Source organism: Ammoniphilus soli (assembly GCF_040813775.1).
Genome location: NZ_JBEGDL010000018.1, coordinates 60,697 through 74,219 on the forward strand (window position 1 = coordinate 60,697; position 13,523 = coordinate 74,219).

A 13,523-nucleotide genomic window follows, 5' to 3' on the forward strand; every position below is an offset into this window, starting at 1 on the left:
CTTCTACCTTTCGTACCTTCCTTAAGATGCGGGAATTTCATTTTGAATATTTGCTATAATGGGGGGATACAGGACGCTTGACAGGAGCAGAAAGGGAGGTTTTCCTAGCTATGCCAATTCAGAAAGCAATCGATTATTTTGTACGAAACGGTAGGGAAGCGGCGCTTGCGGCGAGGGCGGAGCGGCTGGCGTCCATCTTTTCGGAACGTGCGGCGAAGCATGATGAAGAGGGATCTTTTCCTTTTGAAAACTTTGAGGATATGAAAAAAGCCGGCTTTATGAAGCTCACGGTTCCCCAGATCTACGGAGGGGATGAAATCTCTTTGTACGAGATGGTCTTGGTGCAGGAGCGCTTGGCGAGAGGAGATGGGTCTACAGCTCTTTCCTTTGGATGGCATTTGGGGCTTGTCCACCATTATCGGTATACAGAGGTATGGCCGGAGGCTTTGTTTGCGCGCTTTTGCCGGAAAGTGGTGGAGGATGGCGCGATGATTAACCATTTTTCCAGTGAACGAAAAACAGGAAGCCCGACCCGAGGCGGAAGGCCGGAAACGGTGGCAGAAAAAACGCAAGGAGGCTGGCTCATCTCCGGCCGGAAAATTTTCAGCACGCTCAGTCCTATTCTTGATCAGTTCATTGTCTCGGCTTATATGGAAGAGGAGGGGGAAGTGGGGCTTTTTTATGTTCGTAAAGATGAACGGGTAAAAATCGACGAGACCTGGAACACCCTTGGCATGAGGGCAACGGGAAGCCATGATGTGGTACTGGATCGGGTGTTTGTTCCGGAGGAAGGCTATATTCGCAAGAAGACCGGTGAGAAGAAAGATGGCGATGGCTGGCTCTTGCATATCCCAGCCTGCTATATTGGGATTGCTTACGCAGCTCGCGACTTTGCTTTGAATTATGCAAGGAATTATCGGCCGAACAGTCTCACAGGCTCCATCGCGGAGCTTCCTCATATTGAGCAGAAATTGGGACAGATGGAAGAAGAGCTGATGACCGCGAGGACTATGCTTTATTCCGTGGCAGACCGATGGGACAAGTTTCCCGAGGAGCGCACCACCCTTCAGCCAGAGCTTGGTTTGGCCAAGAAGATAGCGACCAATAGCGCGATCCGGATTGTGGATTTGGCTATGCGGGTGGTTGGCGGGGCCAGCCTGTCACGGTCCTTGCCTTTGGAAAGGTGGTATCGGGATGTCCGGGCTGGCCTGCATAATCCGCCGATGGACGATGCGGTAACAAAGCTTTTGGCGAACCGGGCATTGGAGGAGGGAGAGAAATAGAGCATGGGTCCATGGGCAAACTATACCCGATGTTAAACACTAAGGAGGGCCTTTGGCATGAAAAAAAAGAATCCTAAGCAAACCTATAACCCTGAAAAAGAAGCCAATGAAGTAATGACCATCGAATCGCAGTACGTATCGGGAGAGAAATTCGCCAGCATGCCTGTGGACGATGAAGAAAGCTTAAGAGAACAGTAAAAATTACACACGTCATCTTGCCTTCGATCATCGGATCGAGGGCTTTTTCTTCTGTCGGGAGTGGACAAACTCCAAATAGGAAATATTATGGAGAGAATCTAAACCAAAATCGGGGTGTTTTGTATGGAATGGTTTGAACGGTTAAATGAATATTTTCCTGAGCATGAAATGAAAGATCGCCGGCAATTGCAAGCTCTCATTGAGGATAAGGATGTTTATCATAAGGATGAAACCGATGAATATCTGCTCTTATACGCTGAATTTCCAACTTTTCTCTTTATCGATTATCTCTTGATCAAGCCGGAAAAAAGGGGCAAAGGGGTAGGGTCGAAGGTTTTAAACCAGCTAAAGAAGAAGGGGAAAGACATTATTCTCGAAGTGGAACCCATCGACCGGGAGGATGAGGATACATTAAAGAGAGCGAACTTTTACTTGAAAAACGGGTTTGTCAAAGCGGACCGGATTTTATATGAGCGGGAGGACCAAAGCGGGGAGCCGTACGAAATGAAAATTTATTATTGGACCCCGAAAGAAGAGTTGCGTCAAGAAGTGGTCCTGGACAAAATGGCAAAAGCCTGTCAGGAAATTCACAACTTCCGCTCCAAAAAGTACTACGGACGGGTGGTAGCCGATCCGGAGGATGTGTTGAGATTGAAGCAGTAGGGTGGAGAAACTTTCTCCACCTTATGTGCATACGGACTACGGCACCTCGTGTCCCATTGAGTGCATGCAGGATTTCAAACCATTGATCAAGCGTTAACGAATAATCTAGAACCTTGAACGCTGCGTTGATCCGATCTTTTTTAGCAAAGGGCATCACTAGTCTTTCTTGCGACAGGAACGAAGGGGCTTGAAGTGGAAATTCTCCACTTAAACCTTCAAACCGGGTGCCTTATTATGTATATAGGTGGAAAAACGACCACTAACGTGGGTGAAACGACCAAAATGATGGGATTGGACTGAATTAGATGGCGTTAATCCAATTATTTTAATTATTTCTGGATTGATTTCCAGTTTAGTTGGCGGTTTGCCACTTATCAACAGAGGGATGGAAAAGTGGACTTGATAGGGCCTAGGCCCTGCCAAAAAATGACTTCCTGCTTCATTTTTTCTTGCTGGAGGTCAAGATTTCTTGGCATTTTTCATGATCAGATTTAGACTAGCTACTATTCAGCTAATCAATGCATTTCGTAAACAAATTTCTCGAAAAAGAAGTAAAATCTCTCGAATCACCTGCTAATTCTCTCGAAAATCTCTCGAACACTCAATCGCGCACAACCCCTCAATCCTTCAATTCAACCTCAGCCGTCCTCACTAGCCCCAGCACAAGTACCATGGCCCAAAACATGAGGATCACCAAAGGAATCATCAGCATGTTCCAGGAGGGATCAAGGTTGAGGGCAAAGGGCGTATATACGAGTAGCACTGATGTGACGGCAAAGTAAAACTGCCAGCGGAAGCGGGCTTTTTCCCGTAATTCGTCTAAGCTTCGTTCCTTGGCCAGTTCACCAATTCCCTGGCATATCCAATATAGAACAACGACATCCAAGATCATGATTCCTTGCGCTAATAAAAGCCAGCCTAGCTCTTGGGTGGATATGGAGTGCTCTAGGAGATTCGTTTGGGGTACCTCGAAGATACTGGTTAAAGAAAGGAAAATCAGCACCAGGGCATACGGTTTGGCCTTTGAAAAATAGGAGTGCTGTTCTGCAAGAGTACCCAGTGCACGAAAAATCAAGATATAGCCTAGAAAGTCAGGAAGAATATCGAAGTATTGGATACGAAAATCAAGGAGTACGAGCAGCAGTCCTTGAAAAATCCGACGATAGGCCATAGAAAACATATCAATTCGCCCTCCTTTCGCGAAGCATGGCTTGAATATCCTCCCTGCTGAAATTCGGTGTATAGTGGATAAACATCAAGCCTTCTTTGACTTCTCCATCCTCGGTTTGGACCTCGAGGATTGGTGTGCCCCCATACACGTGCTGGGCCCTGGGATCATCCTTGGGAAATTGAAAGGCATATTTTAACTCCACAAAAGGCTTAAAATCAAAACGCTCCGGTTCAATCCCTCTATCGATGCTTTGACCATTCACTTGAATAGACAATACCTCCGGATTCAAATTTGGAGGCAAATGCTTCAACCCAATGAATTTGAGAGGTTCGCCTTCTCTGAAAATCGTAAAGCCGGTATGATCGGAGGAGCCTCCGCTGGATTGGCTGTGAATGTAAGGGTGATCGGCTTTTACCCGGCGAATCCGAATTTCACCGATATTGACCCGCTGACGGCTCCCATTTGTAAACTCCACTTCGATTTCCTGTATGATTGCATTGTCCTCAAGGGCGGCCAAAGTTTCTGGACCCCATTCCCATTGGACACTTTTTACCTTGTGATGAGGAGTTCGGTTTCGTTCGTTTTCCCAGTTTGGATAGGAATAAATGCCATAAGTGGGGATATGGATTGCGCTGACGCCCACCTCATCTTTTTGGTTTACCAGATAAAAGAGTTCAAAACTCACCTTATCCCCTATGTTTTGAATGTTATAGTAATGCTTCAAGAACAAGGGTTGGTCAAGTTGATGACGCACGAAGTAGGCAAGATTTCCTCCCCATACGAGAACAAGGATGAGCAGGCACAGCCCTACTTTTACACGATTCATTTGCATCCCTCCCTTCTAAGTTTAGACGCTTACCGGAGGGGAGATGTTTCAAAATAAACAAAACATCTTGACTTGGATACAAGTAACCAAGTAATATCAATGAGACACAACTTGGATACAAGTATCCTAATCTGTGCCCTCCGCACCTCTTTTGCTGGGGGAAGCCAATAAATTAAACCTGGAGGAATTCATGGCTCAAGATTTTACCTCTAAAGCAAGACTGACTTTGAGTGATATGGTCTATGAAGAAGTTCGGCGCAGAATCGTTTCCCTGAGCCTAAAACCGGGGGATATGATTTTTGAAAATGTGGTGGCAGCCGAGTTTGAAGTCAGCCGGACCCCCATTCGCGAGGCTTTCCGAAAGCTGGAAAATGATGAGCTGATTCGCATCCTGCCGCAGCGCGGGGCACGCATCATGAAATTGTCTTTACAGAAAATCGAGGAAGCCCAATTTGTTCGTGAAAGCTTAGAGACGAGTGCGTTTGCTAAGGCAGCCAGGATATGGGATGTCCAGGATCAAGTCTGCCAGCAAGCAGAAGCCCGCATTCTTGAGAATATTGAAAAGCAGAAAAAGGTCATCCAGGAGCAGGATTATTTTTCTTATGTTCGCCTAGATGAAGAGTTTCATGATTCGATCATCGAAGTGACAGGGAATCAGACCCTTCTGTCCGTGATAAGCTCGATGAGGGCTCATCTGAACCGGTTGCGTTATCTGGAATTGCAGGAAGCCCGCCATGAACAGCAAAGCACGGACCAACATGTGGCGATCTTTAACGCATTAAGAGAAAAGGATGCGAGGAAAACCGTTAAACTACTTCAGGGGCACCTTCGATTGCTGGAAGGATTCAGAACCCATATTTTTGAAAAGCACCGGGATCTGTTCGAGTGACTCTAATTCCATAATCTAATATCAAAAAAGAGTATAAATATAGCGTGAAATGTCATTTTTATCTCCAGATTTATTATTTAAAATAGGATTTGTCTAAAGCGTTTAATGATGATCTTGATAGCGATTGCAAATGAGAACACAGTTTTTGCTGAACTTTACAAACATAATTAGAGGGGGAAATGAAAAATGAAGAAAAAGTCTTGGATTCTATCACTGGCAACAACGATGGCACTGTCGGTTGCGCTTACAGCCTGTGGCGGAGGAAACTCTGGAAAGCCAGCAACCTCCGCTGAGCCTGCCGCAGAGGGAAAAGAATACACAGTAAAGATTGCTTATGAAAACCAGCCAGGTGAGCCGATTGATTTAGCGGTACAAGAGTGGAAGCGACTTGCCGAGGAGAAAACGAACGGAAAGCTGAAGGTTGAGCTTTATCCGAGCTCCCAATTGGGATCTAAATCAGACGTCATCGAGCAGATGAAGATGGGTGCGAACGTGATTACGATTGCCGATGGAGCCTTCTTTATGGATTATGTTCCGGACTTCGGAATCCTTTATGCCCCTTACTTAACAGACAGCTATGAGCAAATGTTTAAGCTGATCGACAGCGATTTCTTTAAGGGGCTTGAAACGGAATTGCAAGGAAAAGGGCTTCATATCGTAACAGCGAAGTGGGTTTACGGAGATCGCCAATTGATTACCAACAAGCCTGTAACTACACCTGAGGATCTGAAAGGATTAAAAGTTCGCGTTCCGAACATTCCGCTTATGATCCAAGCGATGGAAACGATGGGAGCTACACCAACTCCAATGCCTTTAGGTGAAGTATATCCTGCCTTGGCACAAGGGGTAATCAATGGAATGGAAAACCCGCTTCCGGTTATCGTGGGTTCGAAGGCTTATGAAAGCGCGAAGCACATTGCACTTACCGGTCATATCCAGAACGTGTCTCAATGGGTAGCAGGCCAAAGCTTCATCGAAACGTTGCCTGAAGATATCGTTAAAGCGTTGAAAGAAGCTGGAGATGAAGCAGGGAAGTTCGGAGCTCAGAAGGTAGCAGAAGCGGATGCGAAGGCGCTGGAAGAAATGAAGGCTGCCGGTGTAACCGTCACAGAAGTGGATAAAGCATTGTTCAAGGAAGCGGTTAAGCCAATGTACAACAACGTAAAAGAGTGGAGCCCTGGTCTATACGATAAGGTTCAAGAAATCATTAAGCAATAATGGCGAATCAATAAAGGAGTTAAAAATAAGCGGAGTTTTTCCGGCTAAACCTTAAAAATCCTGATTTTTTCAGTGTTTTAGAGAAATAACCGGATTTTCTCCCCTTATTTTCACCAAAAAGTCCTTGATTTTAATTATAGTCGGACTTTCTCCTATTATCTGGAACCTGCCATTTAATCGAACTATTAATCGACAGTATCAAATCTATCCAATCACGATAAATGCTCCGTTTTGGACCGTTTTATCGATGATAAGTGGAGTTTTTCCCAGTAAGCAGTTCCTGTAACTTTTCAAAGGTGGTGATCGGCAGTATGGGTGAGTCCGTTAAAAAGTGGTTTTTGAATCTTGATCATCTCTTTTCTTCCTTAGCTTTGGTTTTGATTGTTCTAGTTACTGTTGTTGGCGTGTTTATGCGATTTGTCGTAGGCGAGCCGCTAAAGTGGACAGAGGAAATGAGCTTGGCCCTGTTTGTATGGCTTACGTTTTGGGGAGCAAGTGCCGTGAACCGGCAGGATGGTCACGTAGGGATTGATTATTTCGTTTTAAAGCTTCCCGTCAAGCTGCAAGTGGTGGCTTTATTGATTAGAGAATTGGTGGTTCTCGCGATTATCGGAACGGTCTTCATTTATTATGGAAGCTTGTTGATGATGCAAGCAGGGGATAAGATTACACCGGTTTTAGGTATTAGTTATGTTTATATTGATTTGGCAGTGGTTTTGTCCGGTGTTTTTTCGGCCATCCACGTCCTGATTCGCTTGAAGAAAAAACTGACGGCAAAAATAGGGAAAATCAACTATGAACAGTCATCGGCAAAGGAGTGTGAATCATGAGTATAGCCATAGCGAGTGCGACGTTATTTGGGCTTTTTATTGCGAATATACCTGTTGCTTATGCCATTATAGCTAGTTCTTTGCTTTATTTCCTCGTTGCCCAAAATATGCCGACTATGGTTTTGGTTCAGCGGATGATTGCAGGTACGGAATCCATTCCTTTACTAGCGATTCCTTTCTTCATCGCTGCAGGAGTCCTCATGAACTATACGGGGATTACCCGAAGAATGACGGTCTTTGCGGAATCGTTGACCGGCCATTTGCCTGGCGGCTTAGCCCAAGTCAGTATCGTGCTGAGTACCATGATGGGCGGAATATCGGGTTCAGGTTTAGCTGACGCTGCGATGCAGGCGAAAGTCATGTATCCGGAAATGCAAAAAAGAGGATATTCGCCAGGCTTCTCGACATCTGTCATTGGTGCTTCCTCTCTGATCACGCCGCTGATCCCGCCGGGTATCGGAATGATTTTATACGGCTATATCGGTAACGTATCCATTGGAAAGCTGTTCTTGGCCGGGGTCATACCTGGGCTGATGACCTGTCTTCTTATGATGCTGGCGGTGCACTTTGTATCTAAAAAAAGAGGGTACAAGCCCATCCGAGAAAAAATGGCCCGACCGAAAGAAGTCGTGGTCGCCTCCAAAGATGCGATCCTGGCTTTATTGCTTCCTATCATCATTATCGGGGGCATACGCATTGGGGTGTTTACGCCAACAGAAGCGGGTGCGATTGCCATTGTTTATGCTTTAATTCTAGGGGTTGTATTCTATAGGGAAATGAAGCTTCCTCATTTAAAGGAAGCCATTCAAGAAACCGTCACAACAACGTCTTCCATTATGCTCATTATCGCTGGAGGAGCTTGTTTTGGATGGATTCTCACCTATGAAAGAATTCCGCATATGGCAACCGAATATGTCACCGGGTTAGTAGATAGTCCTGTAACATTTCTCCTTGTCCTGAATCTCTTTTTGCTTATCCTCGGGATGTTCATTGAAGGAAACGTAGCGATCATCATCCTTACGCCGCTGTTAATCCCAATGGCTCAAGCTTATGGAGTCGATCCCGTGCATTTTGGGATGATTCTCTTATTCAACCTCGGGATCGGGACGATCACACCTCCATTGGGTACGGCGATCTTTACGGTTTGTTCCATTACCAACGTGAAGGTGGAAGAGTTTGTCAAAGAGGTTATCCCGTTTTACGTTGTGCTCTTCATCGCACTAATGCTGATCACTTTTGTTCCATTTATTTCAATGTGGATGCCGAATACGTTCATGTAACGCCAAACATAAAAAGCACAGACATATGGCCTGTGCTTTTTTTACTGTCAGAATTATAACTTCGTTACATTATTTGGACAGCACGAGGAAAACTTGTAGCTTGGGGCGAGCCAAGTTTTCTTGTCATCTTAGCTGAGGGTAAAGCTTCGATTGCTTCCGGAAATCGGCGGGAGTCGTGCCGACGAATTTCTTGAAAATCCGGTGGAAATGGGTCAAGCTGTCGTATCCGGTTTGTTCGGCAATATGGGCAATGGTCATGTCGGTTTGCATTAACAATTCTTTCGCTTTGACCATTCGCTTGGTATTTAAATAGACGGTCAGCCCCATTCCGGTGGTCTGCTTAAACACTCGGCTAAAGTGAGCCGGGCTCACCAAGGCTTCCTGGGCTAAATCCGTCAGGCTGAGCTCCTGGGCGAGATGGGCTTCGATATAAGACAGGATCTCCTTAATCCAGCTGGGACCATGATGATAGGGCTCCGTCGGTTCTTGTTGTTGCTGGCTCACCCGGCATAGCTGGAGCAGGATCTGGTGAACAGCTAAGAGAGTGGCGTGCTTCGAGCCCTTTTGCGGTTGGGTCACCTCTTGCTGGATGCTCAGCAAATAGCCTTCGAAGATCGGCCAAAGCTTGGAATCTAGCGACAACTGATAGTTTCTTTGCTTTTTCACATGGTCAAACAAACTCATGTAGGAGAAGGTTTCGTCGATCGTCATGTCATAAAGCAGGGTAGGGCTGAAGAAAATGACGGAGGAAGTAACCGGATCGGTTCCATCCGGCATCGCCCGATGAATCGTATTGTTCGGAAGAATAAAAACATCGCCTTGGTTCATGTCATAAAACACATCATCGATAAAGAAAGTTCCTTTGCCGCTATAAACGAAAACGAGCTCATAATAATCATGGACATGGTCCGGGAGCTCTCGTTGAGGGCTTTTTCGATCCTTGAATACAAAGGAAAACGGAAAGAGAGAACGGTAGTCGATTTTTTGTACAGATTGCATGAGCATCACCCCGCTCTATTATATATCAAAAAAGAGTATAAAAACATCAAATTCGACCATTTTTATTCCTTATATTGTTGATAGAATGAAGTGTAGGAACATGGAGGGAGAGAGTGACGTGGAAGCGCAAACAAGTCAAATCAACCGTTTAGGTATAGAGCATGAAGCAGCAAAAAATCTGCCGCTTGCCAGCGCTAAGGAAATCAAAGTGCTGCAGATCGGCGAGGGTAACTTTTTGCGCGGCTTTTTTGATTGGATGATTCATGAATGCTATAAAAAAGAGGTTTTCGCTGGAGGCATTGCGGTGACTCAACCGCGCCCTTCCGGAAAAGCGAAATTAGAAGAGTTAAAACTTCAAGACGGTTTATATACGCTAATGACCCGCGGCCTGCAGCATGGTCAGAAAGTCGATACGAAAGAGATTATCTCTGTTTTCGCCGATGCGATCGATCCGTATGGCGAGTGGCCAAAATTTATGGCTTTAGCTGAGAATCCTACACTAGAGTTCGTGGTCTCAAATACGACAGAGGCCGGTCTAACCTACCAGGAGAGTTCCTTTACCGAAGGCGTTCCGATCGAGTCGTTTCCAGGCAAGCTCACGGCTTTCCTTTATCGCCGGTATCAGCATTTTCGCGGGGATGCAGAAAAAGGCCTCGTGATGCTGCCGTGCGAGCTGCTGGCAAGAAATGGGGATACCTTGAAGGAATGTATCCTTCAGCATAGCCGGGATTGGCAGCTGCCTGAGTCCTTTATCGATTGGCTGGAGAAGCATAATCTATTTTTAAATTCCCTCGTCGATCGAATTGTGCCAGGCTACCCTAAAGCAGAAGCGGAGAAATGGTTTGCTGAGTGGGGATATCAAGATGCCATGCTGAACGTGACAGAGCCTTATCATTTATGGGTGATTGAAGGAGACCCGGCATTGGATGAGCGCCTGCCTTTGCAGAAAGCTGGCTTGAATGTGCACTGGGTAGAGGACTTGACGCCTTACCAAGTACGAAAAGTTCGCATTCTGAATGGCCTGCACACGCTGATGACTCCGATGGCCCTGCTGCACGGCTTGGAGGAAGTCCGAGAAACGGTAGAACATCCCGATTTCGAATCTTTTATTCAAGAAACAATGGAACGCGAAATTGTTCCATCTTTGTCTTACGATGTGAAAATGACAATGGCCTATGCCGAGACGGTGATCGAACGCTTTAAAAATCCGTTTCTATGCCATCGACTAGCTGACATTTCATTAAATAGCATTTCCAAGTTTAAAGTACGGCTGCTGCCTTCGCTCCTCGATTATACCAGCAAGCAAGGCCAGCTTCCGGGGCGTATCGTCAAAGCCTTTGCTTATTTGCTTCGTTTTTACCGTGTGAAAAAGGAAGAAAACCAGTATGTAGGCCGGCGTTTCGACGGCACTGCCTATCAGGTCAAGGATGACGCCGAAAGCTTAGCCTTTTTCTCGGAACAATGGGGGAGTTTCGAAGCAAAAGAAATCTCGATGGAAGAGCTGATGGAAAACATTCTGAGCAACAGTGCTCTTTGGGGAGAGAACCTAAGCGGTTACCCTGGCCTTGCGAAGAGGCTATGCGTGGAGATGAAAGAGATGGAGGATGCCCAATGAGTCGCTTTATCCAGTTGAATTCTAAAGATCATGTGGTCATTGCCTTGGAGCCGATTCCGAAAGGCGAAGTTCTTCAGATTGATGAAGACACGCGTGTTGAGCTGAAAGAAGATATCCAAAAGGGGCATAAAATTCTAATCCGTCCGGTGGAAAAAGGCTCCGATGTGCTGAAATTCGGCTATTCCATCGGTAAGGCCAAAACCGACCTGAGTGCAGGGGAGTGGGTGCACACGCATAATTTAGAGTCCGGATTAAAAGGGATTTTGGACTATACCTATGAACCGGTCCATCCTCTCGTTTCTCCGACCGAGTCGGGTCGGACGTTCCAGGGCTATCTTCGGGAAAACGGGGAAGCGGGCATCCGAAATGAAATCTGGATTATCAATACGGTCGGCTGCATTAATAAAACCTGTGAAGCCTTAGCGAAAATGGCCAATGACCAATTTAAAGATCGCGGCATTGACGGCGTCTATCATTTTCCCCATCCCTATGGCTGCTCCCAGCTTGGAGATGACCTGACGAATACCCAAAAGCTATTGGCTTCTCTCGCGCTTCATCCGAATGCAGCGAGTGTCCTCATCGTTGGACTAGGGTGCGAAAATAATCAGATCGATTCCTTCAAGGAAGTATTGGGGGATTATCCGCCAGGCCGAATCCGTTTCATGAAATCCCAAGAGGTGGAGGATGAGCTGGAGACTGGTCTGGAGCTGATGAGCGAGCTAGTGGAGTACGCGGAGCAATTCCAGCGTCAGCCGATCCCCGTATCCAAGCTGAAAGTGGGATTGAAGTGCGGGGGCTCTGACGGATTTTCCGGCATTACCGCCAATCCGCTTGTAGGTGCGGTTTCCGATAAAATCATCTCCGAGGGAGGGACGACCATCCTTACGGAAGTGCCGGAGATGTTTGGTGCGGAAACGATTCTGATGAGCCGGGCCAGCGATGAGCAGGTGTATGACAAAATTGTTCATCTTGTCAACGATTTCAAGCAATACTTTATCCGTCATGATCAAGAAATCTATGAGAACCCATCGCCTGGCAATAAAGCGGGGGGTATCAGCACACTCGAGGAAAAATCGCTGGGCTGTACCCAAAAAGGCGGTCATGCCACGGTGGTGGATGTTCGCGGCTACGGGGAGCGGGTGGTAAAGAACGGTTTGAATCTCATTCAGGCCCCTGGCAATGATTTGGTGTCTGTAACCGCATTATCGGCGGCGGGCGCTCATATCGTACTGTTTACAACCGGTAGAGGAACACCATTTGGGGGACCAGTACCGACCGTGAAAATGGCGACCAATTCCGAGCTGGCCCAGCGCAAGAAAAACTGGATTGATTACAATGCCGGCCAGCTGATCGAGGGCAAAACCATGGAAGAAACCAGCCAGGATTTCTTTGACTATATTCTTCAAGTGGCTTCTGGTGAGCGGCAAACCAAAAACGAATTCTACGGATTTAGAGAGATAAGCATCTTTAAAGAGGGAGTAATCCTTTAAAAGTTCCAATTAGGGAGAGGGAGAGAGTTTCTATGAAAAGTATCGTTTGTGAACAGCCTAATCAATTCAAAATGGTAGAGGTTGACCATCCATCTGTACAGCAGGGAGAGGCCCTGGTGCGGATTCGCAGAATTGGGATTTGCGGAACCGATTTGCATGCTTATAAAGGGAATCAGCCTTTCTTTAGCTATCCAAGGGTACTGGGCCATGAGCTTTCCGGCGTGATTGAGTCCATTGGCGAGAACGCGCAAGGGTTGAAAGCGGGAGATCAGGTTGCGGTCATTCCTTACCTGAATTGTGGCGAATGCATTGCTTGCCGCAAGGGGAAGACCAATTGCTGTACCAGCATTAAGGTGCTAGGCGTTCATGCCGATGGCGGAATGCGCGAATATCTTAACGTTCCTGCCAGTCACTTGATCCGAACAGGGGGACTCACTCTCGATCAATCGGCTATCTTGGAGCCTTTAAGCATTGGCGCCCATGCCGTTCGACGCGCAGGCTCTCTTCAAGGCGAATTCGTCCTTGTGATTGGGGCGGGACCGATTGGGTTAGGCGTAATGGCTTTTGCCAAGCAAGAGGGGGCGAAGGTCATTGCGATGGATGTGAATGAAGAGCGTCTTGCTTATTGCCGAAAGTGGGCAGACGTGGATTATACCGTAAATGCCCTGCAAGACCCGATGAACGCTTTGTCTGATATTACCAATGGAGATTTCCCTACTGTTGTTTTCGATGCCACGGGGAATGCAAGATCCATGTCCGACTCGTTTAACTATGCGGCCCATGGGGGAAAATTGATCTATGTCGGGCTAGTGAAATCGGATATTACGTTCTCGGATCCCGATTTCCATAAAAAAGAGCTGACTCTTATGGGGAGCCGCAATGCGACCCGAGAGGATTTTGATTATGTGATCAAAGCCGTTAAGAGCGGAGGGGTGGACATTGAATCGTACATTTCCCACCGCTGCAGCTTTGACGACATGATCCAGCAGTTCGAAGGCTGGCTGAAGCCCGAATCAAAAGTAATCAAGGCGATTGTTGAACTCTAGGTTACGCTAGGAGGA

At 46.6% G+C, this 13,523-nt stretch carries 13 protein-coding genes; 10 read left to right on the forward strand and 3 right to left on the reverse strand.

Annotated elements, in window-relative coordinates:
- The first annotated feature begins 110 nt into the window (after positions 1–110).
- The 3 genes from ABLT31_RS25880 to ABLT31_RS25890 all read left to right on the forward strand — a co-directional run bounded on the left by ABLT31_RS25880 (position 111) and on the right by ABLT31_RS25890 (position 2,144).
- Positions 111–1,283, forward strand: coding sequence for an acyl-CoA dehydrogenase family protein (locus ABLT31_RS25880; protein WP_367757234.1), 1,173 nt, complete (start codon positions 111–113; stop codon positions 1,281–1,283).
- 57 nt (positions 1,284–1,340) lie between these two features.
- Entirely contained in the window at positions 1,341–1,481 is a 141-nt protein-coding gene (locus tag ABLT31_RS25885; protein WP_367757236.1) for a hypothetical protein, read from the forward strand.
- Between the two features lie 123 nt (positions 1,482–1,604).
- Positions 1,605–2,144, forward strand: a complete 540-nt coding sequence (locus ABLT31_RS25890) for a GNAT family N-acetyltransferase (protein ID WP_367757238.1) — start codon at positions 1,605–1,607, stop codon at positions 2,142–2,144.
- A 619-nt stretch (positions 2,145–2,763) separates the two neighbouring features.
- Here the strand turns inward: ABLT31_RS25890 and ABLT31_RS25895 are convergent.
- Entirely contained in the window at positions 2,764–3,324 is a 561-nt protein-coding gene (locus ABLT31_RS25895; RefSeq protein WP_367757240.1) for a hypothetical protein, read from the reverse strand.
- Between the two features lies 1 nt (position 3,325).
- Positions 3,326–4,141 carry a hypothetical protein gene (locus ABLT31_RS25900; protein WP_367757242.1) on the reverse strand — a complete coding sequence of 272 codons (816 nt, stop codon included), beginning with the start codon at positions 4,139–4,141 and terminating at the stop codon, positions 3,326–3,328.
- Positions 4,142–4,331: 190 nt separating this feature from the next.
- Here ABLT31_RS25900 and ABLT31_RS25905 point away from each other — a divergent pair, with 190 nt between their 5' ends.
- From ABLT31_RS25905 to ABLT31_RS25920, 4 genes are all read left to right on the forward strand, one after another.
- Positions 4,332–5,030, forward strand: coding sequence for a GntR family transcriptional regulator (locus ABLT31_RS25905; RefSeq protein ID WP_367757245.1), 699 nt, complete (start codon positions 4,332–4,334; stop codon positions 5,028–5,030).
- A 186-nt stretch (positions 5,031–5,216) separates the two neighbouring features.
- Positions 5,217–6,248, forward strand: coding sequence for a C4-dicarboxylate TRAP transporter substrate-binding protein (locus ABLT31_RS25910; protein WP_367757247.1), 1,032 nt, complete (start codon positions 5,217–5,219; stop codon positions 6,246–6,248).
- Between the two features lie 311 nt (positions 6,249–6,559).
- On the forward strand, positions 6,560–7,078 hold the full coding sequence (locus tag ABLT31_RS25915; protein WP_367757249.1) for a TRAP transporter small permease: 519 nt from the start codon (positions 6,560–6,562) through the stop codon (positions 7,076–7,078).
- Positions 7,075–8,358 (forward strand): TRAP transporter large permease, encoded by a 1,284-nt coding sequence (locus tag ABLT31_RS25920; protein WP_367757251.1) that lies wholly within the window; start codon positions 7,075–7,077, stop codon positions 8,356–8,358. The genes ABLT31_RS25915 and ABLT31_RS25920 overlap by 4 nt, the downstream gene beginning before the upstream one ends.
- Positions 8,359–8,481: 123 nt before the next feature.
- Here ABLT31_RS25920 and ABLT31_RS25925 read toward each other — a convergent pair whose 3' ends face one another.
- Complete coding sequence (locus ABLT31_RS25925; protein WP_367757253.1) at positions 8,482–9,357, reverse strand: helix-turn-helix domain-containing protein; 876 nt, start codon at positions 9,355–9,357, stop codon at positions 8,482–8,484.
- A gap of 118 nt (positions 9,358–9,475) precedes the next feature.
- On the opposite strand from ABLT31_RS25925, the gene ABLT31_RS25930 reads away from it, so the two are divergent.
- Genes ABLT31_RS25930 through ABLT31_RS25940 form a run of 3 tightly spaced genes read left to right on the forward strand, consistent with a single transcriptional unit; the run spans position 9,476 to position 13,508 of the window.
- On the forward strand, positions 9,476–10,972 hold the full coding sequence (locus tag ABLT31_RS25930) for a tagaturonate reductase (protein WP_367757255.1): 1,497 nt from the start codon (positions 9,476–9,478) through the stop codon (positions 10,970–10,972).
- Complete coding sequence (locus tag ABLT31_RS25935) at positions 10,969–12,462, forward strand: UxaA family hydrolase (RefSeq protein WP_367757257.1); 1,494 nt, start codon at positions 10,969–10,971, stop codon at positions 12,460–12,462. Before ABLT31_RS25930 ends, ABLT31_RS25935 begins: the two co-directional genes overlap by 4 nt.
- A 32-nt stretch (positions 12,463–12,494) precedes the next feature.
- Positions 12,495–13,508, forward strand: coding sequence for a zinc-binding alcohol dehydrogenase family protein (locus ABLT31_RS25940; protein WP_367757259.1), 1,014 nt, complete (start codon positions 12,495–12,497; stop codon positions 13,506–13,508).
- Positions 13,509–13,523 lie beyond the last annotated feature (15 nt).